The organism is Streptomyces sp. ISL-11 (assembly GCF_018614525.1).
Taxonomy (GTDB): Bacteria; Actinomycetota; Actinomycetes; order Streptomycetales; family Streptomycetaceae; genus Streptomyces.
The window spans coordinates 1-701 of sequence record NZ_JAGGOL010000010.1; the positions used below are offsets into that span (position 1 = coordinate 1).

The following is a 701-nucleotide window of genomic DNA, read 5'->3' on the forward strand; positions in this document are numbered from 1 at the left end:
ACCAACTGAAATAGCCTCTTAGAGGGCTCGCTCGGACTGGCCCGCGCCCACACCGGGCCCCCTCAGTCTTGGTCTGAGCGCCGCCTGCCGGACGGACCGTACGAACCCGCCGCGCCCACGACCACGGCAGCCGCGCCGGGTGGGCCACCGTGATCGCCGTCACCGGTTCAGGGCGGCGTTCAGCCCCTCAGCAGGCCGTCGAACTGCGCCCAGTTCGACCACCCGCCACCGACGGAGGTCTGCCAGCGGTGATACGGGTAGCCGCCGCTGTTGACGCCGAAGAGTTCGATGCGGCCGTCGGCGTTGGTCTCGGCCGCCACCTGACTCAGCCCGCCGTCGAACTGTGCCCAGGGTCCCCAGGTGCCGCCGATGGAGTTCTGCGAGCGGTGGTAGATCGCGTTACCGCTGTTGGTCCCGAAGATCTCGAGTCGTCCGTCGGCGTTGCGGGCGGCGGCGATCGAGGTCAGGGCGCCGTCGAACTGTTCCCAGCCAGCCCAGGTGCCGCCGGGGGAGGTTTGCGAGCGGTGGTAGATGGAGCCGCCGCTGTTGACGCCGAACAGCTCCACGCGGCCGTCGGCGTTCGTCTCGGCCGCCACCTGCGTCAGCGCGCCGTCGAACTGCGCCCACGAGGACCAGCCGCCGCCGGGGTAGGTCTGCCAGCGGTGATAGATGTTCCCAGCGCTGTTGGTCCCGAAGATCTC

At 69.9% G+C, this 701-nt stretch carries 1 protein-coding gene; it reads right to left on the reverse strand.

Annotated features, from left to right (window positions below):
- Nucleotides 1-179: 179 nt before the first annotated feature.
- Nucleotides 180-701 (reverse strand): tectonin domain-containing protein (locus J7E86_RS30670; protein WP_308312438.1); only part of this gene is annotated, 522 nt, incomplete at its 5' end.